The organism is Jeotgalibaca sp. MA1X17-3 (assembly GCF_021513155.1).
Lineage (GTDB): Bacteria > Bacillota > Bacilli > Lactobacillales > Aerococcaceae > Jeotgalibaca.
Window position 1 is genome coordinate 638,270 of record NZ_CP090983.1, and the last position, 22,643, is coordinate 660,912.

The 22,643-nt window shown below is 35.8% G+C and carries 16 protein-coding genes and 2 pseudogenes; 14 read left to right on the forward strand and 4 right to left on the reverse strand.

All coding sequences use genetic code 11. From position 1 onward, the window contains the following. The first annotated feature begins 9 nt into the window (after positions 1-9). The 4 genes from eis (at position 10) to LZ578_RS03210 (ending at position 5,905) form a co-directional block, all read left to right on the forward strand. Positions 10-1,197 (forward strand): enhanced intracellular survival protein Eis, encoded by a 1,188-nt coding sequence (gene eis / locus LZ578_RS03195; protein WP_235145899.1) that lies wholly within the window; start codon positions 10-12, stop codon positions 1,195-1,197. Positions 1,198-1,287: 90 nt separating this feature from the next. Further along, on the forward strand, positions 1,288-2,907 hold the full coding sequence (locus LZ578_RS03200) for an L-lactate permease (protein WP_235145900.1): 1,620 nt from the start codon (positions 1,288-1,290) through the stop codon (positions 2,905-2,907). A gap of 379 nt (positions 2,908-3,286) precedes the next feature. Continuing rightward, entirely contained in the window at positions 3,287-4,645 is a 1,359-nt protein-coding gene (locus LZ578_RS03205; RefSeq protein WP_235145901.1) for a citrate transporter, read from the forward strand. A 30-nt stretch (positions 4,646-4,675) separates the two neighbouring features. Further along, the gene (locus LZ578_RS03210) at positions 4,676-5,905 is read left to right on the forward strand and encodes an amidohydrolase family protein (protein WP_235145902.1); all 1,230 of its coding nucleotides are present in this window, start codon (positions 4,676-4,678) and stop codon (positions 5,903-5,905) included. Between the two features lie 54 nt (positions 5,906-5,959). Here the strand turns inward: LZ578_RS03210 and LZ578_RS03215 are convergent, their stop codons facing one another. Next, on the reverse strand, positions 5,960-6,826 hold the full coding sequence (locus LZ578_RS03215) for an alpha/beta hydrolase (protein WP_235145903.1): 867 nt from the start codon (positions 6,824-6,826) through the stop codon (positions 5,960-5,962). Then, entirely contained in the window at positions 6,816-8,483 is a 1,668-nt protein-coding gene (locus LZ578_RS03220; protein WP_235145904.1) for a PucR family transcriptional regulator, read from the reverse strand. The genes LZ578_RS03215 and LZ578_RS03220 overlap by 11 nt, the downstream gene beginning before the upstream one ends. Before the next feature lie 164 nt (positions 8,484-8,647). Here LZ578_RS03220 and fdrA point away from each other — a divergent pair, with 164 nt between their 5' ends. The 7 genes and pseudogenes from fdrA (at position 8,648) to yidD (ending at position 17,697) form a co-directional block, all read left to right on the forward strand. Beyond that, a complete protein-coding gene (fdrA, locus tag LZ578_RS03225) occupies positions 8,648-11,653 on the forward strand; it encodes a DUF1116 domain-containing protein (RefSeq protein WP_235145905.1) in 3,006 nt (1,001 codons plus the stop codon). Next, positions 11,650-12,507 (forward strand): DUF2877 domain-containing protein, encoded by an 858-nt coding sequence (locus tag LZ578_RS03230; protein ID WP_235145906.1) that lies wholly within the window; start codon positions 11,650-11,652, stop codon positions 12,505-12,507. Before fdrA ends, LZ578_RS03230 begins: the two co-directional genes overlap by 4 nt. 43 nt (positions 12,508-12,550) lie before the next feature. Further along, a pseudogene (gene arcC, locus LZ578_RS03235) lies at positions 12,551-13,491 on the forward strand (carbamate kinase). Between the two features lie 178 nt (positions 13,492-13,669). Further along, the gene (locus LZ578_RS03240; protein ID WP_235145907.1) at positions 13,670-14,167 is read left to right on the forward strand and encodes an Lrp/AsnC family transcriptional regulator; all 498 of its coding nucleotides are present in this window, start codon (positions 13,670-13,672) and stop codon (positions 14,165-14,167) included. Beyond that, positions 14,164-15,329: pseudogene (locus LZ578_RS03245) on the forward strand (aminotransferase class I/II-fold pyridoxal phosphate-dependent enzyme). The gene LZ578_RS03240 and the pseudogene LZ578_RS03245 overlap by 4 nt, the downstream one beginning before the upstream one ends. 203 nt (positions 15,330-15,532) lie before the next feature. Further along, the gene (locus LZ578_RS03250; RefSeq protein ID WP_396326714.1) at positions 15,533-17,236 is read left to right on the forward strand and encodes a Na/Pi cotransporter family protein; all 1,704 of its coding nucleotides are present in this window, start codon (positions 15,533-15,535) and stop codon (positions 17,234-17,236) included. A gap of 149 nt (positions 17,237-17,385) precedes the next feature. Beyond that, complete coding sequence (yidD, locus tag LZ578_RS03255) at positions 17,386-17,697, forward strand: membrane protein insertion efficiency factor YidD (RefSeq protein ID WP_235145909.1); 312 nt, start codon at positions 17,386-17,388, stop codon at positions 17,695-17,697. 64 nt (positions 17,698-17,761) lie between these two features. On the opposite strand, the gene LZ578_RS03260 is transcribed toward yidD, so the two are convergent. Further along, on the reverse strand, positions 17,762-18,637 hold the full coding sequence (locus tag LZ578_RS03260) for a hypothetical protein (RefSeq protein ID WP_235145910.1): 876 nt from the start codon (positions 18,635-18,637) through the stop codon (positions 17,762-17,764). 135 nt (positions 18,638-18,772) lie between these two features. Here LZ578_RS03260 and pgsA point away from each other — a divergent pair, with 135 nt between their 5' ends. After that, a complete protein-coding gene (gene pgsA / locus LZ578_RS03265) occupies positions 18,773-19,306 on the forward strand; it encodes a CDP-diacylglycerol--glycerol-3-phosphate 3-phosphatidyltransferase (protein ID WP_235145911.1) in 534 nt (177 codons plus the stop codon). 27 nt (positions 19,307-19,333) lie between these two features. On the opposite strand, the gene LZ578_RS03270 is transcribed toward pgsA, so the two are convergent. Continuing rightward, on the reverse strand, positions 19,334-20,509 hold the full coding sequence (locus LZ578_RS03270) for a pyridoxal phosphate-dependent aminotransferase (RefSeq protein ID WP_235145912.1): 1,176 nt from the start codon (positions 20,507-20,509) through the stop codon (positions 19,334-19,336). Positions 20,510-20,875: 366 nt separating this feature from the next. Between LZ578_RS03270 and LZ578_RS03275 the strand changes: the two genes are divergently transcribed. Further along, entirely contained in the window at positions 20,876-21,166 is a 291-nt protein-coding gene (locus LZ578_RS03275) for a hypothetical protein (protein WP_235145913.1), read from the forward strand. Continuing rightward, positions 21,163-22,617, forward strand: coding sequence for an ABC transporter ATP-binding protein (locus LZ578_RS03280; RefSeq protein WP_235145914.1), 1,455 nt, complete (start codon positions 21,163-21,165; stop codon positions 22,615-22,617). The genes LZ578_RS03275 and LZ578_RS03280 overlap by 4 nt, the downstream gene beginning before the upstream one ends. Positions 22,618-22,643: the final 26 nt, after the last annotated feature.

Consider the following 22,643-nt stretch of genomic DNA (forward strand, 5'->3'; position numbering starts at 1 on the left):
ATAGGAAGGATGAATGCAATGATTCACTACCAACGAATACCAGCTGCTGACAGGGAACAAGCTGCTATATTAAAAGATTATTGTTTTAAAAGGAAGTGGGATAGTTTAGAATCATATACCTTTCACTATTGGTTTAAGAAAAGTATTGCTCTAGGCGCGTATGACGAAGAAAGGCTAGTTAGCCAGTATTTAGTTATTCCTTTTCAAATGAATATATTTGGAACTACATATGAGATGGGTGGAGTAGCTAGTGTTTGTACGTATCCTGAATATCGAGAAAAAGGAATTACCAAACAGTTACTCTTACAATCATTAGAAGAAATGCGAAATAATAAACAGAGTATTTCTATTTTAAGCCCGTTCGCCATTTCTTTTTACCGTCATTTTGGATGGGAGTTATTTTTTGAAAATACTCGCTATCAGATTTCCCCAAATGGATTATCGGTACGAAATAAGGTAGATGGGAATGTTGTTCGTTTTAACTATAAGTCTTCAGATGAGGAACTATTTATGGAGAAAGTTCGTACTTTTCATAAACAAGAAGTAGCGAAACGACATGGAAATCAATACCGGGACAAAATGTGGTGGGAAAGAATAAAAGAACGAAATCCCGAAGCGAATTATGCGGTCAGTTTAGATGAGAAAGAGCAAATAGATGGGTATGTACGTTATGAAATCCAAGAACAAGAATTTCAGATTAATGATCTTTTTGCTGCGAATGATGTTGCTGAGAGAAAAATATGGCAATTTATCCAAGCCCATGGGTCACAAGTTACGACTATTATTGGAGAGTCTCCTGCTACAGACTCTTTTGGATATCTCTTTACGAATCCAGAAATAACTCGAGAAATCTTCTTTGATAAAATGGTGCGAATTGTAGATGTGGAAGCTTTTCTTAAACAATATCCGTTTCAAACGATTAAAGAGCCACTTTATGTAAAAATAGCAGACAAACAAGCAGAATGGAATCAGGCTATTTTTAAAATTGAAGCACAGAATCAAGTTGAAAAAGTAAGTCAAGAAGAAGCGGATCAGCTCCTTGAAATGGAAATAGGACCTTTTTCTGCAATGATGATAGGCTATCATCCATTAAAATGGTATTGTAGAAATGGTAGGGCATGTGCGGAGGAAACAGTGATTTCTAATTGGGAACAAGCTATTCCACGTGTATATCCTACTCACCATGACGGATTTTAAAAAATGATAGATTTAAATAAATAATCTACGTACTTATGAGAAGCTACGTAGTACTTGAAAAGGTTATTTATTTAAGAAGGAGATATAAAAATGGAAGTTCCACTAAATGGATACTACTGGATCATGTCTGTGATGCCTATTATTCTCTTAATGGTATTGATGGGGAAACTCAATTGGGGAGCTGCAAAAGCAGCGCCTGTAACACTTCTTTTCGGCTTAGTAATCAGTGTCGTAACGTTTAAAGCAGATTTTTCAGTTCTTTCTGTGGAGTTATTAAAAGCACTTTGGAGCTCTCTCAGTATTGTCTTAGTAATTTTCACTGCTCTTTTACTATATGAAGTTAGTAAAGAGGCGGCCACTTTCAAGACTCTATATCGATTAGTTCACCAAGTTGCTCCAAATGAACTGATTCGTATTCTTTTAATTGGAGTTTGTTTTGCTAGTTTTCTACAAGGTTTTACAGGATTTGGGGTACCCGTCTTAGTAACTGCACCTTTGCTATTACAAATGGGGTTAGCTCCTTATTGGGCGGTAATCGTTCCCTTATTAGGCCATTCCTGGGGTGGAACGTATGGTACTTTTGCATTAGCATGGAAGACCATGTTAGATCAACTAAATGTTCAAGATGCTTCATTTTCAGCATCAGCAGCAGGCTATGCTGCATTATTTTTAGGATTGTTTTTAGTTGTATCACAGATTTATATTGTCTTTTCTTATGGGAAATGGAAGGCAATCAAAAAAGGAACGCCAGCTTTACTAGTTTTAGCACTTACACTAGGAGGTGGTCAGTTAATACTAGCAGAGCCTTATCCAGAATTGGCTGCTTTCTTACCGAGTGCGTTGTCAATCGTAGCTCTCGTTTTATTATCGAAAACCCCACTATATAATCAAGAATGGGCGATTCAGAATAGTAAAATTAAAAAAGATTCTCAAATGGGGGGGCTTCTGCAAGAAGAAAGAAAAAAAGAGAAGGAAAAGAAAAGTCATATTTTCCAAGCTTTTTTACCATATATCCTGGTTATTCTTTTTTCTCTGCCAGTAATTATGTTTCCACCATTAAATGATTGGATGAGTCCATTCACTTTTGGACCTGGATTTAAAGAAACGAAAACAGCTTTGGGTTTTACTAATCCATCTATTTCCCAGTATTCCCCTCTAAGTATCTTCAAACATGCTAGTTTTTTTCTGTTCTTATCTTCGTTCCTTTCCTTTTTGTATTATAAAAGGACTGATGCTTTTATAGGGAAGAAATACTTTACTAGAAAAATGAGTCGAGCGGCTCAGAAAAGTTTATTTCCAGCAACGGCTATTATGTCACTGATAGGGATTGCTCGAGTAATGACTGGAACAGGTCAAACGATTATCTTAGCAGAAGGTATGGCTAATGTACTGAAAGGTTCTTATGTTTACATCGCGCCGTTAGTAGGGATGATTGGATCGTTCCTTACAGGTGGGAATATGTCATCGAATATTCTATTTGGAAACTTTCAATATTACACAGCTGAAATTATTGGCTTGAATCCAGCTTCAGTAATGGGAGCACAGACAGCTGCTGGGGCGTTAGGAATGCTGATCGCTCCTAGTGTGATCGTAGTAGCAACAGCAACGATAGGATTATCAGGTAAAGAAGGAAAAATCATCATGAAGCTAGTACCTTTTGTACTCATCATGGCACTTATGATGGGTGTTTTACTTGCGTTTCTGAATTAAAAAGTTTATCTAATTTTTCTATATACTAATAAAACGAGAGGGCACAATTTGGCTCCCTCGTTTTTATCATTTATTGTTGATCGTTTCTTATCCATTTTGCACATTTTTCAGAGTGATTTGTACAAAGAAACAAAACCATTTTTATATGAAAAGTTATAACAGGAATTAACTTATAAATAAATTTGGTTTTATCCATATGGGATAAATAAAATAAGAAAGTTTAGAAAAACCACCAATTGTAACCGCATACAATAGCCCGTACAATAGAGATAAGAGTTACAAAGGAGGTCTTTTTACTCATTTTACAGTAAAAATAGTTTTTTTCATAAGTCCTGTTGCTATCGTTTCCTAATTTTATTTAAGAAAGAAGGGGTTATCTATGAAGAAAGTTACTTCAATACTTGCTGGATTAATGGCAATCGCATTTATCATTCCAAACGTGGCATTTGCTTCAGCTCAAGATATTACGACCATCCCTGCACCCGAAGGACTTATGGGAATTGTTAGTGTGCTTCCAATCGTTATTATCCTTGTATTATTGTTTATGAAGGTAGATATGTTGTTTGCTGGTTTGGTTGGTGGAGTTTTAGCAATGATTATTGGTGGGATCAGTCTAGGAAGAGCAAATGAATTATTGCTTTCATCTATTCCTGCTATGCTTACTATTACCGTTCCGATCATTAACTCTGCGATTGCTACTGCCGTATTTAAATCAGGTGGATATGCTTCAGCCTTAGCGTTAGTTCGACGAGGAATTAAAGGTAAAGTAGAGTACTTTGCTGCTTTTATTGTATTATTAATGTCTGCAGCTACGTATATGTCTGGAATCGGTGGAGGAACGGCCATGGTATTAGCGCCATTAGCTTTTGCCGCGGTAGGTGCTGTTCCTGAATTAATTGCTGCAATGTGTTTAGCAGCAGCAGTTTCCTTTACAACTTCTCCAGCATCACTAGAATCTAGTATTGTTTCTCAACTATCAGGTGCAAATGTTGCTGACTATATTGTTACGATGCGTCCGTATTGGATTATATTTACAGTCATTGCTATTGTCATTGGTTTTGTTGGAACGAAAATGCGTGGAGCCGCCTTTGTTGGAGAAGAATCAGAAGAAATTAAAGCGAAATCCAACCAAGAACTTTTCATTAATACAATTCCAGCTATTTTCTTACTATTTGCTGTAATTGTAGGACCAGCTATCAACAAAGCGGTTGGTATGCCGATACTAGGCCCTCTTATGTATTTAGTTCTTACGATTGGATTGATTGCAGTTTGTACGGATTTCAATATTAAACAATCTTCTACAGCATTAGTAGATGGATCAAATTATATCTTAACCCGTTTGTTCCAAGTAGGTATTTTTATTACATTTATTAATATCATTGGGGAAACAGGAGCGTTTACTGCAATTGTTAACGTAGCAAAAGGGGCACCTGGATCGGTATTAGTTCCTGCTCTTATTATTGCTGGTTTTGCAATTGGAGTTCCTGCAGGAGCATATGTTGCAACGATTCTTGCATTGATTTTACCGATTGCTGTTTCCTTGAATTTACCACTCCTTGCAATTGGGTTAGTTACAATGGGAGTTGGCTTAGGAAGTCAAATGAGTTTCGTAAACATCACGATGCAAGCACAATCTGCTGGTTTTGATATTCCTATTTTACAAGTTGTAAAAGGAAACACAAAATACATTTTAGGTTCCCTCATCGTTTTAATAGTAATTGGATTTGTAATGGTGTAATGAATTTTTAAAATTTATAGGAGGAATATAATGGATATTTTATTAAGAAATGTAATTGTGGATGATTCAAATGAGCTAGTGGACATTGCGATTGAAAACGGTACGTTCAAACAAATTGGCAAAAATTTGGAAGGGACAGCTGCTCGTGAAATAGATGGAAAAGGGAAAGTCGTTATTCCCGGTTTAGTTGAATCCCATATTCACTTAGATAAAGCGTTAATAGCAGATCGTCTTCCTAATAAATCAGGTACCCTTCAAGAAGCATTAAGTGTGACTGCAAAATTAAAGTCTACGTTTACTCGAGAAGATGTTATGGAGCGTGCAGAACGTGCGTTACAAATGATTATTGAGCGAGGAACGACTCATATCCGAACTCATTCTGAGTTTGATCCGATAGGTGGTTTCCATGGTTTTGAAGTAATTATGGAATTAAAAGAAAAATATAAAGATTTTGTAGATATGCAAGTAGTTGCTTTCCCTCAAGAGGGAATTATCAAATCACCTGGTACAGAAGATCTGATGTATCGTGCAATGGATCTAGGAGCAGATGTTGTTGGCGGAATTCCTTATAATGATACAGACGCAAAAGATCATTTGGACATTGTATTCGAAATTGCGAAAAAATATGATAAAGATATCGATTTACATCAAGACTTTTTTGATGATGCTGAGAAACAAACTATTGAAATGGTTGCTCAAAAAACAATTGATGAAGGATATATAGGACGTGTTTCTGTAGGTCATTTGACTAGTTTAGGAGCAGTTCCAAGTGATCAGTTGAAACCCATCATTGAGTTAATGGCCAAAGCTGAAATTAACGTAATGGCATTGCCAATGACCGACTTACATCTAGGGGGACGTCATGATGATAACAAGGTTCGTCGTGCTGTAACCCCTATTCGTAAATTACGTGATGGCGGTGTAAATGTTGTGATTGCAACTAATAATATTCGTAATCCATTTACTCCTTATGGAAATGGTGATTTGCTTCAAGCGGCAATGCTCGCTATTCCAGTAGCACATTTAGGTGGTGCAGATGACTTGCCTACGGTTCTACCTATGGTGACAACGGGTCCTGCGAAAGCTTTAAAATTTGATGACTATGGAATTGAAGAAGGAAAAGCAGCGACATTAGTGTTACTTGATTCCACACGTTATCAAGATGCGATTATTGATATTCCAGATCGTCTACTAGTTTTAAAAAGAGGTAAGGTCACAGTAGAGCTTGATAAAAAACTACATATCAATTTCCCAAAATAAAAAGAATAGAAAAGAGAGCGAAGATTTTTAAAAATCTTCGCTCTCTTTTTTATTTTAAGATAGAGTCTGTTCTAACCAAGAAATGATTTTTGAATAGGTCTTAGGTCCTGTTTCTTTCAGATCTACTCGATCAAAATCATGTTCATTGGAATGAATAGTTTCTAAATGTGAAATAAGAATTTCTTTTTCCATTTTTTCAGAAAGTCGGAATGGAACATCTGGGTCCCCCGTACTAGCTGCTAAGAATGAAGGAGGAAGTTGAGATAAATCTTCTTCAGAAAGAGAGTAGAGGGATGGTTTTATTCCTGCTCCTAAAATTCCACGGATCCAATTTCCTGATTGGCGATAATGAATATAAATGCCAAAACGAAGCTCAATAGGTCCCTCGACAATTGGTTTATCTTTTACTAACTGATTTACAACTTGTTCGCTTACAAGTGGAAATGTTAGATAATGTCTACTTGGAAGCCGAAACGAAGATTCTTCTAAAGTGTGATAGCCATAGAGAAGAAGAAGAGCTTTCGGTTTATTTATAAGAGCACGGGCAGTTAAAATAGATAAGTAAGCACCTGCAGAACGTCCAAAAAGGATAAACTCGGATGATGATAGTTGAAGTGTAGAATGATAATTTTTCTGAAACCACTCCATTCCTTCTGCTATTTTTTCTAAGATTACTTTCATTTTTGTTTCGGGTGCTAGTGGATACTCAAAAGCTATGAAATCATATCCAGCATCCAAAAGCATTTGTCGATAAAGATCTGGTAAGTCATGTGCAGACCCATAGACTAATCCACCACCATGAAAATAAAAGATGGTTTTATTTTTTCGGTTTTGGGTAGCTTTATATAAATAAAAATGGAGTGGTTCTTGTTTAATTTGTCCATATTTATATACGAGTGGCTGTTGTATCTCATTTTTCATTTTTGGATCCTCCATTTAAATACGTTTGTTTTGTAGTATTTGCTGGAATCAGCTTAAGTAATCTTATTCCAATACTATACCGCAAGGTTTCTTCCGGATTTTGCAAATCAATCTGAAAGGTTTCTTTCAACCGATCAATCCGGTAGCGAACCGTTTTTGGATGAACAAAGAGCTTTTCAGCCGCTTCTGAATAGTTTTGATTGACGTCAATAAATGTATGAAGAGTCTTTAGTAGTTCTGGGTTTTCTTTATGTAAGGTCCAAATCATTTCTGGAATAAATCGTTCCAAACGATCTAAATTATCTGTTTCAGCAAAAATTTGATAGATTCCAATATCCTCGTAAGAAGCAACAGCATGTTGATTTCCCATTAACTGTAATATTTTTTGAGTGTCGAATGCTTGTCGATATGCTTCTGCTAAATGATCTAAGAAAACATTGTTGCTGATACTAGAATGTATTTTAAAATCTTTATATAATTTATTTTCTGAAACTCTTCGTACCATTTCTTCTGTTCTTTTTTTAGTTTCTTTCAAAGACCATTCATAAACAGGAACAATTAAGATAACCTTTTGCTTTCTAGTAACATAAAAACGTTCCGGAAACTCTCGTTTGGAATGATTGATTAAGGCGTCTGAAAAGCGGGTAGTCAAAGGAGAAGAGAAGGTAGTATCTTGATTGGGTAATTCAAAGCTAAAGAGGATTACTCGATATTTTGTTTGTGAATCCAGCCGAAGTTGAGAAATTGTTTCTTCAATATCTTCTTGATTATGTAACCGACCATGCAGAAGATCAGATGCCATTTCGTTCAATCGAGATCGACTATTTTCCTGTAAAGCATAGCGCTTTACCAAATCAATTTGTAACGCACCTACAGCATTCTCAATAGACATAAAATTTAAATCGTTGGTCGTGCCATCTAATTCGTGAATAATTAACTCAAACTCTTCATATCCTAGGTTAGGAATGGAAATGGATAGTTGATTATATATCTTGGTTGGATGATGAACATTATATTTTACTTGGTATTGTTGATATTGTAAATTCATATATTGTTCTCGAGGTAAATATTTTTTATCTAAAATTTCATATGCATTTAACTCTGGATCCGTTCCTATAATGTGTTTTTTTACATTTTCAACAAGAGATACAGGTTTGTGGATGAGATTTTTTAGTGTGAGAAGGATTTGTGAAATTTCTGGTTGGCTCATCATTAAGTGAATAAATTGTTTATGGGCATTGTAGTAACTTTGTAAGACGATTGCGTTTCGATTGATTTTCGTTTCTAAAATTTCAGTAATAATTTTTTCATACTTCGTTGCTTTATCAATTTGAATAAGAGGGATTTGATATTTTGTACAAGAAGAAATGAAAACATCTGGGATTTCCTCTACGAGACGATCAATTTTAACAATAAATCCTGCAATCCCCAGCCGCTTAGCATGGCGGAAGAATAAATCAATACGTTCTTCTGTCACATCTTCTAGCGCATAGTAACTGGTCAGGATTAACAAACCTTTGCGCCCCCACGTTTCAATATCGGGTGCTTCCATCACCATAACGCCACTTACTTGGTTATTTAGAGCCGTTTCCCCAGTAATTAGTTTTGCTTTTTGAAATAATTTATATAATAAAATATCTTTAACTGATGAAATCATAGGTTCACCCTCACTTCCGTTCATTATTTTCTCTATTATATCATGCCTTACTTTGCTTTCTTTGTCTACAATGGATAAAGAAAGAGTGAAAATTTAGTGATGTTTGCAATGTATGCGCAATCAGTTTTCCTTTATAATAAAGATATCTAAAAGGAGGTACTAGAATGCTATATACCGTTATTAAAGAAAACAGCTACCAAGACTCCATCAATCTAATGCTTTTGACCAATGCTGTTAGTACAATCGAAGGCGTGAAACAAAGTCAAGTGATGATGGGTACCGATGCCAATATGGATATTTTTCGGTCTGCAAATTTACTTACCGCAGAAGCTGAAAAAGCAACACCTAATGACATGGTAATCGTGGTAGATACGGATGATGAGTCAATAGTAGATCAAGTAGTAGAAGCTGCTGACAAGTTTTTAAGTGACCTTTCAGTAAAAAAAGAATCAGACAACATTAAAAATGTGAAAAACTGGGATGATGCAATGGAAGCTTTACCGGATGCTAATTTAGCATTGGTATCGATTCCTGGTATTTATGCTGCCAATGAAATTGAAAAAGCGCTAGATAGGGACTTACATGTATTCTCATTTAGTGACAACGTGACGATAGAAGAGGAAGTACGTCTCAAAAAGAAAGCTCATGAAAAAGGGTTACTACTAATGGGGCCGGATTGTGGAACAGGGATTATTTCAAGTGTTCCTCTTGCATTTACGAATGTAGTTAATCCAGGAAACATTGGACTAGTAGGGGCTTCTGGAACAGGGATTCAAGAAGTAACGACTATTATTGAACGAATGGGTGGGGGAGTTGTCCATGCGATAGGTACTGGTGGACGTGACTTACACGAAGAAGTAGATGGAATTACGATGAAAGACGCTATTATTGGATTGGAGCATCATGACCCAACAGAGGTTATTGTAGTAATTTCTAAGCCCCCTGCAAAAGTAGTTCGAGATGAAATTATGGAATTATTACAATCTGTTTCTAAACCAGTAGTAGCGGTCTTCATGGGTGAACACCCAGACCACCATATTGGGAATGTATATCTTGCTCATACGCTTGAAGAAACGGCACAGATTGCGATTGATTTATCTAAAGGCAATACAGTAAAAGAAACCTATCATGAACCTGTTCAAACGGATATAACCGAAACGCTTTCTGAAGGGAAAACCGTTAAAGGGCTTTACTCAGGAGGAACCTTAGCGAATGAAGCGGGAATGCTTGTTTCAGAAGCACTTGATTTAGGGGAAATGATTCACGAAGAAGGATATATTTTAAAAACAAAAGGTTTTGAAGTAATGGATTTGGGTGACGATGTTTATACACAAGGAAAACCACACCCAATGATTGATCCAGAAGTTCGTATAAAGAAAATAAAAGAGGTTGTTTCCGATGATACAACAGGAATTATTCTTTTGGATGTTGTATTAGGATATGGTGCCCACCCGGATATGGCAAATGCATTACGTCCAGCTATTGAAGAAGCATTGGCTGGTGCAAAAAAATCGAATCGTCAAATGTATATCATTGCAACCGTTGTTGGAACGAAGTATGATCCTCAAGATTATGAAAAATCTGTTCAAATTCTAAAAGATGCAGGTGTGTTAGTAGAATCTAGTAATGCTAAAGCAGTTCGACTAGCGCTACACTTAATGGGAAGAGACATTAAAGAAATACCTAAAAAAATGATTCCGTATGATAAAAAACCAATGGAACTTCCAAAATTGAGTCCACAAATTGATGAATTGTTTAATACCGTTCCTCGAGTAGTAAATATTGGTGTGGAAAGTTTTACAGAGTCCGTTCAAACATACGGTGGAAAAACAGTCCAATTTGATTGGAGGCCAGTTGCAGGTGGGAATCAGAAACTGATTCGAATTCTAAATGAACTGGATCGTAAAGATGAAATTGATGTATCAAATGAAAAGGTCATTGGGCGAATGCGTGATTCTCAACCGTTCTTAATGGATGTTGTTCCAGCTTTATCTGTGATTCCAGAACTGAACGGAAAAGTACTTCTACATGCAGGTCCACCCATTCTTTATGAAAATATGACCGGTCCAATGCAAGGGTCTTGTGTGGGAGCGAGCTTATTTGAAGGATGGGCAGAAACAGAAGAAGAAGCAAGACGTCAATTGGAAAGTGGAGAAGTAACCTTTATTCCTTGTCACCACGTTAATGCAGTTGGACCTATGGGTGGAATTACTTCTGGAAATATGCCTGTATTCGTTGTTGAAAACAAGCAAGACGGCACAACAGCTTACTGTATTATGAATGAAGGAATTGGGAAGGTATTGCGTTTTGGAGCTTATTCTCAAGAAGTTGTAGATCGTTTGACTTGGATGCAAGATGTATTGGGTCCAGTCTTAGGAAAAGCAATTCGGACTATGGAAGATGGAATGAATATAAACGTAATGATTGCAAAAGCAATTACGATGGGGGATGAATTCCACCAACGTAATATTGCCGCATCGCTTATTTTCTTGAAAGACATTGCTCCTTCTATTGTTGAATTGGATATTCCTCAAAAAGATAAAACAGAAGTAATTGACTTTCTTGCAAAAACAGATCAATTCTTCTTAAATATTATGATGGCTACTGGAAAAGCGATGGTTGACTATGCTCGGAAAATTGAAGAGGGAACCGTTGTGACTACCTTAAGCCGAAATGGTGAAAACTTTGGAGTTCGAATTAGTGGAATGGGAGACGAGTGGTTTACTGCACCAGTTAATACACCAAAAGGTCTTTATTTCACAGGGTTCTCTGAAGAGGATGCTAATCCAGATATTGGAGATAGCGCGATTACGGAAACTGTTGGAGTAGGTGGATTTGCTATGATTGCTGCACCAGGAGTTACTCGTTTCGTTGGAACAGGTGGCTTCCAAGATGCTTTGAATACTTCTAATGAAATGAAAGAAATTACAATTGCTCATAATCCGAATTGGACCATTCCTACTTGGGATTTCAAAGGTGCCGTATTAGGAATTGATATCCGTAAAGTAGTTGCTACAGGAATTAGCCCGATTATTAATACAGGAATTGCCAATAAAGTAGCCGGTAAAGGGCAAATTGGAGCGGGGACTGTACGTGCACCGTTAGCTTGTTTTGAAAAAGCCTTAATTGCTTATGCAAAAACACAAGGTATTTCAGTGGATGAAGAATGATCGCAGAAATAAAACAGGGATTGAAGAGTAATTTTTTAATCCCTGTGCTTTCTGATGTTGGAATGGGTTACATACATTCTATATATGAAAATACGTTTAATATTATTTTTGAAGGAACGTTAATTCATTTTGGAGAAATGCAATCAAGTGTCTCTGCTTTTGGAATGTTAATTCCAAGTCGTGATTTAAAAGCAATCATGGCCGCAATTGAAAGAGAAGATCGAGTAAAGATACAAGCAGGGACTTTAACGATCTACGCACAAAATAAAACTTGGAAAATTAAAACAACATCATTTAAACAAGTAGATTGTCTTGTTCCTAGCATGGATTTAGTGGATCAAACGTTTTTAAAAGAACTTTTGAAAAAGCTACTGTCTTTGTCGATTGAAAAAAGAACAGGTGTTATAACTAGTGAAGAAGAGCTCATTTTTATAAATAAATTAGTTGATACAAAATGGGAGGATGAATGCTTTCAAAAATCCTTTATTTCTCATTTTATTGGAAGAGGAATAGGATTAACACCTAGTGGCGATGATATGCTAATGGGGATTCTGATGATGAATCAGAGTCTAAGGTTCAATGAAAATTGGAAAGAAACCTTAATGGAACAATTGAAAAAAATCAAAACAACAGAAGTCAGTATGGCATACTACAAAGCACTATCAGAAGGATATACTAGTTCATTTTTCGTAGATTTCCTACAAGCAATTAAAGAAAAAAATCTTACGAACTGGGATGAACTAATTAATCAAATTAGTAAGTATGGGCATACCTCGGGTTGGGATACCCTTTATGGCATACAGCTCTTTTTACAAAAATGGATAAAGTATAATGAGACGGTCTTGTCAAAATAAAATAAAATAAAAAAATGAGTATATTAAAGAAGGAGTTTGAAATATGTCAAAAAAAATAGTAGTCGCATTAGGTGGAAACGCAATATTATCAGATGTAGCAACAGCAGAGGCACAAAAAGAATCATTACGTGAAACAAGTGAACAATTGGTTGACTTTATTAAAGATGGACACAAATTAATTATCACTCATGGAAATGGTCCTCAAGTAGGAAATCTTTTGCTACAGCAGAGTGCTGCAGATTCCGAAAAAAATCCTGCAATGCCGTTGGATACATGTGTAGCAATGACACAAGGTAGTATTGGTTTTTGGCTTCAAAATGCAATGCGTGAATCATTGATCTCTCACAATATTGAAAAGCAAGTAGTATCATTGATTACACAAGTTACTGTAGATGAAAATGATCCTGCTTTTAAAAATCCAACTAAACCGGTAGGTCCTTTCTTGACGGAAGAAGATGCCAAAACAGAAATGGATAATGGAAATGGCACCTTTATGGAAGATGCAGGACGTGGATGGAGAAAAGTAGTTCCTTCCCTAAACCACAAAGTATTTTAGAGTATCCAATTGTCGAATCTCTTATTGCAAATGATGTTGTTACCATTTCAGCTGGTGGTGGTGGAATTCCAGTTATTGCTTCTGATAAAGGATTTAAAGGAATTGAAGCAGTAATTGATAAAGATTTTGCTGGAGCAAAATTAGCAGAATTGGTAGATGCTGATTACCTAATTATTCTAACAGGAGTTAATAATATTTTTGTAAACTGGAATAAACCTGATCAACAAAAACTAGAAGAAGTTACGGTTGACGAATTGAAAAAACATATGGATAATAATCAATTTGCTCCGGGAAGTATGCTTCCAAAAGTTCAAGCGGCTATTGAATTTGTTGAAAAATCAAAAAATGGAACAGCGATTATCACTTCCTTAGAGAATGTAAATAAAATTTTCTCAGGTACTGGCGAAGTAACAACCGTTATAAAATAAGGATAAAACTAACCATGTACGAGTCTCCGCTATCCCGTTTTATCACGGATAGTGGAGTTTTTTTGAAAAGAAATTATTTATTTTTATATACAATTGCACAAGGGGTTCAGAGGTGCTAGAATAGATTGGATTTAGGATGTCTGAAGAAATTTAAAATGGTCCTGATGGAGGAAAAGAAATGATAAATCAAGAAGTGATAGAAAAGATATTGAAAATCATTGAAACCAATAGTAAACTCACAGCTGAAGAAGTAGCTACCATGTTGGATCTAGATTCTTCAGAAGTAACATCGACCATTAAGCATTTAGAAAAAGAAAAAGTGATTTGTGGGTATCACACGTTAATAAATTGGGATAAGACAGATGAAGAACAAGTTTCTGCAATTATTGAATTAAAAGTGAATCCCCAACGAGGATCTGGTTTTGACAAAATTGCAGAGCGGGTGTACCAATATCCAGAAGTGGAAGCGGTATTTCTTATGTCAGGATCGTATGATTTATTAGTAGAGATGGCTAAAGCTCCTATGAAAGAAATTGCCTCTTTTGTAGCTAGCAGACTCTCAACCATTGATGAAGTTCAGTCAACGACTACTCACTTTATACTAAAACGATACAAAGATCATGGCACTTTGTTTGTAGAGGATGAAGGAGATAAACGAATGGTGGTTTCCCCATGAGAAGTCCTTTGAATCAAAAAGTTCAGAGTATAAAGCCTTCAGGAATTCGTCGTTTTTTTGAGATTGCTACCGAAATTCCTGGAGTAATTTCATTAGGGGTAGGAGAGCCTGATTTTGACACCCCGTGGATTGTTCGTGAGGAGGGAATGTACTCTCTACAAAAGGGAAATACGTTTTATACGGCCAATGCTGGCTTAATGGAATTACGCCAAGAAATTAGTCGCTACTTAAAGCGTCGCTATCAATTAGATTATCGTGCTGCTGATGAAGTTCTCGTCACAGTAGGAGGTAGTGAGGCAATTGACTTAGCGTTACGTGCGATGGTAGATCCTGGAGACGAGGTTATATTTTTAGAACCGTGTTACGTATCCTACTTACCTTGTATTATATTGGCAGATGGAAGTCCAGTATCCATTTCGTTAAAAGAAAAAATCAATTCAAGCTTCAGCCAGAAGAGTTAGAAGCCGCAATTACACCTAAAACGAAAATAGTCATCTTATCTTATCCGAATAACCCGACAGGAGCAGTTATGGGAAAAGATGATTTACAACGTATTGCACAAGTAATCGTTGATCATGATTTATTTGTAATTAGTGATGAAATTTATAGTGAACTATCTTATCAAGAGCATCATGCTAGCATTGCTTCGTTGCCAGGAATGAAAGAAAGAACCGTTGTAATCAATGGGTTTTCTAAAGGGTTTGCGATGACAGGGTGGAGACTAGGGTATGCGACAGCACCGACTGTCATAATGGATCAAATGGTTAAAATTCATCAATTCGCAATTATGGCGGCACCGACAGTAAGTCAATATGCTGGAATTGTTGCCTTGCGTGACTGTGATCGCGAAGTAAAAGAAATGCAAGAAAGCTATAATCAGCGACGTCGTTTTCTTATGAAAGCAATAAAAGATCTAGCAATTCCCTGCTTTGAACCGTATGGTGCTTTTTATATTTTTCCAAATATCACCGAATTTGGTTTAAGTTCGGAAGAATTTGCGACCATGTTGGTTCAAGAGGAAAAAGTAGCAGTTGTCCCTGGAAGTGCATTTGGTGAATCTGGAGAAGGGTTTATTCGAATCTCCTATGCCTACTCGATTGATGAACTAAAAGAAGCTTTCGTTCGGTTAGAAAGATTTGTATCTAAACGGAGAAATAACTAGGGTTTAAAGTCTAGTTGACTTTTTTCTTTTATATTATGAAGAGAATTATTTTATTGAAACGGAAAGTGAGTTATGAAAATATTCTCATATATCTGTTTTACCCTTTTCATTTTATAGAAGAAAGGCTAAGATAGGATTGTAAAAGTATTGAACTTAAAATTGAGACGAACTTATTATGGAGGGTAAATGTGGACATTCAACAAATGTTTTTTCAGTTTTTCGGTGGTCTAGGGGTTTTTCTATTTGGTTTAAAATTTATGGGAGATGGCCTGCAAAGATCAGCAGGGGATAACCTACGCTCTATTTTAAACGCATTTACTTCCACTCCTTTTAGAGCTATTCTAGCAGGGATCTTTGTAACCGTATTGATTCAAAGTAGCTCGGGGACAACCGTTATTGCGGTTGGACTAGTGAGTGCAGGGTTTATGACTCTTAAACAAGCCATTGGTGTAATTATGGGAGCTAACATTGGAACAACGGTTACCGCATTTATTATTGGGGTTAATATTGGAGCATATGCTCTTCCAATTATGGCAATTGGTAGCTTTATGTTATTTTTCTCTAAAAAACAATTTGTAAATAGTGTTGGACAAATCATATTTGGTTTTGGATCTTTATTTTTTGGTTTAGAATTAATGGGGGATGGAATGGCACCTTTGCAAACTCTACCTCAATTCGAACAATTGATGTTAGATCTTTCTTCGAATCCACTCTATGGAGTATCTGTTGGGACGGTATTGACGTTAGTCGTACAAAGTTCTAGTGCAACGATTGGAATTTTACAAGAACTCTATTCGCAAGGTTCTATTACATTAACTGCAGCCTTGCCTATCTTATTCGGTAGTAACATTGGAACAACGGTTACGGCAGTATTGGCAGGTGTGGGAGCGAGTGTTGCTGCAAAACGTACGTCTGCTTCACATGTTATTTTTAACGTAACGGGAACGGTCATCGTTATTTTATTGTTAAAGCCTTTTGGCGCTCTAATTTTAGGGTTATCTCAACTTTTGAATTTAAATCCAGCGATGCAAATTGCCTTTGCTCACGGACTATTTAACATTTCTAATGTACTGGTTCAAATGTGGTTTATTAGCCAAATTGCAGCACTTGTAACAAAGGTAATTCCAGGAGAAGCAACAGTTATTGAATATGATGCTTCACACCTAGATTACTCCTTAGTACATACATCACCGATTATGGCTTTGAACCAAGCTAAAGTAGAAATTGGTCAAATGGGAGATGCAGTAGTAGAACAATACCGTTCTATGTTTTCATTTTATGAACATCAAGATGAGAAAAGCCATGAGAAGAGTATGAAACTAGAAGAAGTTGTGAACGAAATTGATATGAAATTAACTGAATACCTAATGCTTATTTCTACAGAAGAATTGCCGATATCTAGTTCTAACGAACATACCATTATGATGGATGTTTCTAAGTACTTAGAACGAATTGGGGACCATTGTGAAAGTATCTTAAAAAATATTAAAGAAGCTAATCAATTAGCAAAACGACAAAATAAAAATGCTAAAAAGAATGGTAAAGAAGTAGATGTATTCTATGATGAAGACTTAATGGAAATGTTCCATTTAGTAGAACTCAATATTCGTGAGTCAATCGAAAGTTTCACAATGAATAGTTATTCTCTTGCAGGTAATGTTATCAAACGTGAAAAAGAAATAAACTCTTTAGAAATGCATCTAAGAGGAAAATATATCGAACGTTTAAATCAAGGAGTAGGTAAACCGTCTGACGGAATTATGTTTGTAGATATTGTTTCGAACTTAGAACGGATCAGCGACCACTCAGTTAAGATTGCGAAGCATGCTTTGGGCTTCCGCTATCCATTTATCAGTTCAAAACTTGTGAATATGGGAAGAAAAGTAGAAAAAACACCCATCAATTAATTGAAAATGCAAAGAACCATGTTGACAGCGAAAAGATGCTGTTCGCATGGTTTTTGTACTTATAATTGAAAAGGACATGATTGTAGGTTCAATATATTTTCTTCTACACAAATCAAGCGTATAATAGAATTAGAAAAGAGGACTGTTGCATGAAAAGAATATTAATGAAGGGTGTCAGGGGATATCAGAAGACCATTTCACCATTATTTCCACCATCTTGTAGGTACTATCCAAGTTGTTCACATTATATGATGGATGCTTTAGAACAACATGGTGCGATTAAAGGAACCGCAATGGGGACTGCTCGTATTCTTCGCTGTCAACCATTTCTTAAAGGTGGTTTTGATCCAGTTCCCAAAAAGTTTACCTTACGAAGAAACCTTACTGCGGACGATCAGCTTGAAGCGATGAAAGAAGAATTAGAAGCAAGAGTAAAACGAGATATGGAAAACTTTAAATAAAAAGAAGAGACGAAAGAACGTTTTTTAAACGTATTTCAGTCTCTTTTTTTAGAAAGAACCTCTATTAGAATAATAATTCTGATTCTTCGATTTTATCTTCGAGTTCGTATTTGTTTAATTCTAATTTTCTCTGCAGTTCAACAACAGAATCACTTAATGTTGTAAGTTGTTGGATATTACGACCAATTTTTTCTTTCGTACTCCAGTCTGAAAAAATATTGTCAAAGAAAATATCGAAAGTTCTATTCATACCGCCAAATGTTTCATAGTCAAAATAATGATTCAAAGAAAGATCTTTCAATTCTTTCGTATAATTTTCTAAGAGTAGTTCTAAGCCTCTCATTTTCTCTTCTGCTTTATCTATTTTATTGTATTTCATCATATCAATGAGGAAACTACCTGCCAATAAATCCCAAGTGGAAAAAGAATTAGCTGAATCCAAATCAACGAGGGTGCTGTCAATTGCTTGCAATACTCTTTCTCCTGCAACAGACGCCTCTTCTACTTCGATGAGTTCTTGTTTTAACTCCGCTCGTTGTATTTCTTCAGTAGTAATTTTTTCACGGAAATGCTCATCTTCCTGGAATAAGCGATCTTTTAGTTGTTCAAGCTGGTTTGTTACATCATCTATAGCTGAATGGATTGCCGTTAAGTCTTTTTTAGCTTCTAAAAATAATGCTGAAGATACATCCAACTCTATTTTAGCATTCAATTGCTCTTGCATTTCTTTAGCTAATTCTTTCTCATGTTTTCCAATCAGTCTTTTTAAATAAGTAGACAATGATTCTGATTGTAATTTTTCAACATCTTCATTTTCTTTTTCAAAGGTTTGTTTTGCTACCTCGTAATATTCGTTATTTTCTTCAAATCGTACGATTGCTGATTTTTCTTTTTTTAAAAGACTCTTTAATTTTGCTTGTAGTGTTTCATATTCTTCCATTAGTCCTCCTACTTTCTAGATAAACTTTAAATAAATATATAATATTTCCCTTTAAAAATAGCAATTACAATGAATTTGTATTAAGATTATAGTAATTATACCTCAAAAAATATCTCAAAAAAAGGTGGTTTAATCATGAAGTACATACCGAACACGCTAACATTATTACGTCTACTCATGATTCCCTTTTATTTTGTTGTATTCTACTCGGATCATCCAGATTCTGTTATGCAAGCCATGTATATTTTTATTTTAGCAAGTGTTACAGATGTATTAGATGGCTACTTAGCTCGAAAATATGATGTTGTTTCTAAATTTGGAATGGTAGCTGATCCTTTTGCGGATAAAATGATGCAACTATCCGTTCTCTTTACCTTATCTCATCTGAATATTTTGGAAAATTGGTTTTTTTGGTTTATTCTCTTCAAAGAAGCTCTTCAAATAGGTTTAGGATTAGTAATGGTAAGTATGAAACCGAGAATGATTATTCCAGCTAATATCTTTGGTAAAATCACTACCGTCATGATTTTTATAACAATCATTATAGCTGTGCTTGATTTTTCAGGGGCATTTTTCATTCAAGTAGTAGTTAATATATTGGCAATCATTACCGTTACTCAATATGCATACCAATTTATAAAAGAATTAAAAAAGCGAGAAGTGAGATAAAATTTTATCTTCTTTTCGCTTTTTATTTTAGGTAGATTTTTTTTGAGCTATCTTCTCTACATAGGCTGCAATCCGATCAATCGCTTCTTGTAAGATCTCTTCAGATTGAGCAAAAGAAATACGTAAATATCCTTCTCCCATGGATCCGAATGCAGACCCTGGAGTAATGGCTACGTGTGTTTCTTCGAGTAGTTCAATAGCAAAATCGTAAGAAGATTTTCCAAAAGCTTGGATATTAGGAAACGCATAAAAAGCACCTTCCGTTTTTAAACAATGGAACCCAGGGATAGCATTTAATCCATCTACAACAATATGACGACGTCGGTCGTAAGCCTCTAAATAAGTTTCAACCAATCCTTGCGAACCATTCAATGCTTCTACAGCCGCATCTTGAATGAAGGGCGGTACACAAAAGCCGATTCCTTCACGGAATTCCGCCATTCGTTCGATTGCAACTGTATTTCCAACAACGTAACCGACACGCCAACCAGTCATGGAATACGTTTTAGAAAAACTGTTGACGACAAAATGGTTTTCTTTTGTGCCGGGGATTTCAAATAAACTGAAATGTTTTTTTCCATCATACATGATGCTCTCGTATACTTCATCAGATAGAATCGTAATTTGATGCTGATCTGCTATATGAACAATTTCTTCCATTTCTTTTTGATCCAAAATAGATCCTAAAGGATTATTCGGTGAATTGATAATTAAGAGACGAGTGCGGTCAGTGATCACTTTTTCAATATCACTAGCTTGGATTTTAAATTTATTTTCTTCGTAGACAGGAACTTCTACCACTGTTGCTCCGATAGATTGAATTTGTCCCAGGTAATTTGGGTAGTGTGGATTAGCTATGAGTACTTCATCACCCGGATTTAAAATGCTCATCATTACGAGAAGAAGGCCCTCTGTTGCTCCAAATGATGCCATAACTTCATCAGCAGAAAAATGAAAACCAGTTTTTTGTGTATATTTATTCGCAACAGCTTCTTGAAAGGAGCTTTCTCCTACATTAGGGCCATAATGAGTTCGGTTATTCTGAATAGCAACTTGTCCAGCTTGTTTAATAAACTCGGGCGTCTCAAAATTTGGTTCTCCCATAGTCAACATGATGGTGTCGTCATATTTCTTAGCAAGTCTAGACATTTTTCGAATACTAGATGCTGGATATTGCTTTGCCAGTTCAGACAATTGATACATATACAAAAACTCCTCTCAAACATTCTCTTTTGTTTATCATTTAATTTTAACAAACAAACGGAAGTGATAACAGAGTTTCTTTGTTTATTTCAATATTTAACACATTACACTTGTTCTTCTTTGTGAAAAAGATTAAAATATTAGTAGAAAAGGAAAGGGGGAGGTACGGATGATCAACGTAAATATTTTATTACGTTTTTTTGGATATCATTCTACTTCCTTCCGCAGAGAAATTTGATTTTGCCATTCTTTTAATCACAAATGATTAATGGGCGTAATCTGTGAATAGGCGGATTAGGCTCTTTTTTGTTTGCTATGATTTAAAAAATGAATGGTGATTGTAGTAGAAAAGAGGGATTGACAAGTATGTTTGGGGTAATGTTTAAATTAAAAAAATTCTTTAAAGATAACAGGAAGGATTATATAATCTCTTTTACGACCATGCTAGGCAGTAATATATTTAATGTCATCATTCCTTATTTGATAGGGAGAATCATTGATTCCATTATTCGAAAAGAATTAACAGCACCTTTGCTGTCTACTTTTAGTATTATTTTTCTCGTTAGTTTGATTGTAGCGTATCTTTTAGAGTTTGTTTGGTCCTACTACTTATTTACTGGAGCTGCCAAATTACAAAAGGAATGCGTAAAAAAATGATGGATCATTTTTTAAAAATGCGAGCTACTTTTTATGAAAAATTTCGTACGGGAGATTTGATGGCACGTTCCACACAAGATATTCGAAGTATCGCTGACACAGCAGGGTATGGAATGATGGTTTTGATGAATGCTACTTTGTTTCTTTCCGTTATTATTTTGATGATGGGGATATCGGTTTCTTGGAAATTAACCTTATTTAGTTTATTGCCATTAACATTCCTTGCTTACTTTTTTGGAAAAGTCGGGAGTGCTGTGGAGAAACGGTATTCTATTGCACAAAAATCTTTTTCTTCTTTAAACGATGATGTTTTAGAAGCGGTAGATGGTATACGTGTTGTACGTGCGTATGTAAAAGAAGAAGACTATGTCGAGAAGTTTCGTTCTCAAACAGAAGATATGCTGAGGAAAAACAACCGAGTAGCAGATGCAAATGCTCTTTTTTCTCCATTAGTTAAAGTATTTATTGCTACTAGTCATATTATAGCCTTTGGATATGGTTCATCTTTAGTGTTTGAGGGGATGTTATCCGTTGGAGATATGGTTGCTTTCCAAATGTACTTAGGGATGATTGTGTGGCCTATTGTTTCAATTGGAGAATTGAATAATGTCTTGCGTCAAGGAAGTGCCTCAATGATTCGTGTAGAAGAAGTACTAGAATCGGGCGATGATATGGAAGAAATAGGGACAAAAGCTATCGAAGTAGCTGATGATATTGTGATGCATGGCTTAACGTTCCAATATCCATCTAGTTCCGAGATAAACTTGGACGGAATTGACGTTATTCTTGAAAAAGGAAAAACACTAGGGATTGTAGGTAAAACAGGAGCGGGTAAAACAACGCTGATTCGCCAGTTGCTTCGACAATACCCATTAGGAACCGGTGACTTTCGTTATGGTCAAGAGGCCGTACAAAGTTATCGGAACCAATCAGTCCAAGGATTAATTGGTTACGTGCCCCAAGATCATATCCTTTTTTCTAGAAGCGTGAGGGATAATATTGCTTTTGGAAAAGGAGGAGCTACGGATGAAGAGATTATGGAAAGTATCCGGATAGCTTCTTTTGAAGAAGATTTGATGAAAATGAATGATGGATTAGATACCATGATTGGAGAAAAAGGAGTTTCCATTTCTGGGGGGCAAAAGCAACGAATTTCAATCGCTCGTGCCTTGATTAAAAACCCTCAGATTCTCATTTTGGATGATTCGTTATCTGCTGTTGATGCAAATACAGAGCAGAAGATTATTGATAATATTAGGCGTGTTCGAAAAGGAAAAACAACTATTATTTCTACACACCGTTTGACAGCGGTGAAACAAGCGGATGAAATCATTGTGTTGGAAGATGGTAAAATTATTGAACGAGGTACACATGAAGGACTACTTCAAGAAAAAGGTTGGTACTACGTTCAGTTCCACCGACAGGAACTGAAAGAAGGTGGAACAGATTGAAAACAGTAAAACGATTATTATCGTAT

Excerpts from the sequence above, each read along its gene's own strand:
- eis (WP_235145899.1), top strand. The coding sequence starts at position 10 with ATGAATGCAATGATTCACTACCAACGAATACCAGCTGCTGACAGGGAA.
- LZ578_RS03200 (WP_235145900.1), top strand. The coding sequence starts at position 1,288 with ATGGAAGTTCCACTAAATGGATACTACTGGATCATGTCTGTGATGCCT.
- LZ578_RS03205 (WP_235145901.1), top strand. The coding sequence starts at position 3,287 with ATGAAGAAAGTTACTTCAATACTTGCTGGATTAATGGCAATCGCATTT.
- LZ578_RS03210 (WP_235145902.1), top strand. The coding sequence starts at position 4,676 with ATGGATATTTTATTAAGAAATGTAATTGTGGATGATTCAAATGAGCTA.
- LZ578_RS03215 (WP_235145903.1), bottom strand. The coding sequence starts at position 6,826 with ATGAAAAATGAGATACAACAGCCACTCGTATATAAATATGGACAAATT.
- LZ578_RS03220 (WP_235145904.1), bottom strand. The coding sequence starts at position 8,483 with ATGATTTCATCAGTTAAAGATATTTTATTATATAAATTATTTCAAAAA.
- fdrA (WP_235145905.1), top strand. The coding sequence starts at position 8,648 with ATGCTATATACCGTTATTAAAGAAAACAGCTACCAAGACTCCATCAAT.
- LZ578_RS03230 (WP_235145906.1), top strand. The coding sequence starts at position 11,650 with ATGATCGCAGAAATAAAACAGGGATTGAAGAGTAATTTTTTAATCCCT.
- LZ578_RS03240 (WP_235145907.1), top strand. The coding sequence starts at position 13,670 with ATGATAAATCAAGAAGTGATAGAAAAGATATTGAAAATCATTGAAACC.
- LZ578_RS03250 (WP_396326714.1), top strand. The coding sequence starts at position 15,533 with ATGTTTTTTCAGTTTTTCGGTGGTCTAGGGGTTTTTCTATTTGGTTTA.
- yidD (WP_235145909.1), top strand. The coding sequence starts at position 17,386 with ATGAAAAGAATATTAATGAAGGGTGTCAGGGGATATCAGAAGACCATT.
- LZ578_RS03260 (WP_235145910.1), bottom strand. The coding sequence starts at position 18,637 with ATGGAAGAATATGAAACACTACAAGCAAAATTAAAGAGTCTTTTAAAA.
- pgsA (WP_235145911.1), top strand. The coding sequence starts at position 18,773 with ATGAAGTACATACCGAACACGCTAACATTATTACGTCTACTCATGATT.
- LZ578_RS03270 (WP_235145912.1), bottom strand. The coding sequence starts at position 20,509 with ATGTATCAATTGTCTGAACTGGCAAAGCAATATCCAGCATCTAGTATT.
- LZ578_RS03275 (WP_235145913.1), top strand. The coding sequence starts at position 20,876 with ATGTTTGGGGTAATGTTTAAATTAAAAAAATTCTTTAAAGATAACAGG.
- LZ578_RS03280 (WP_235145914.1), top strand. The coding sequence starts at position 21,163 with ATGATGGATCATTTTTTAAAAATGCGAGCTACTTTTTATGAAAAATTT.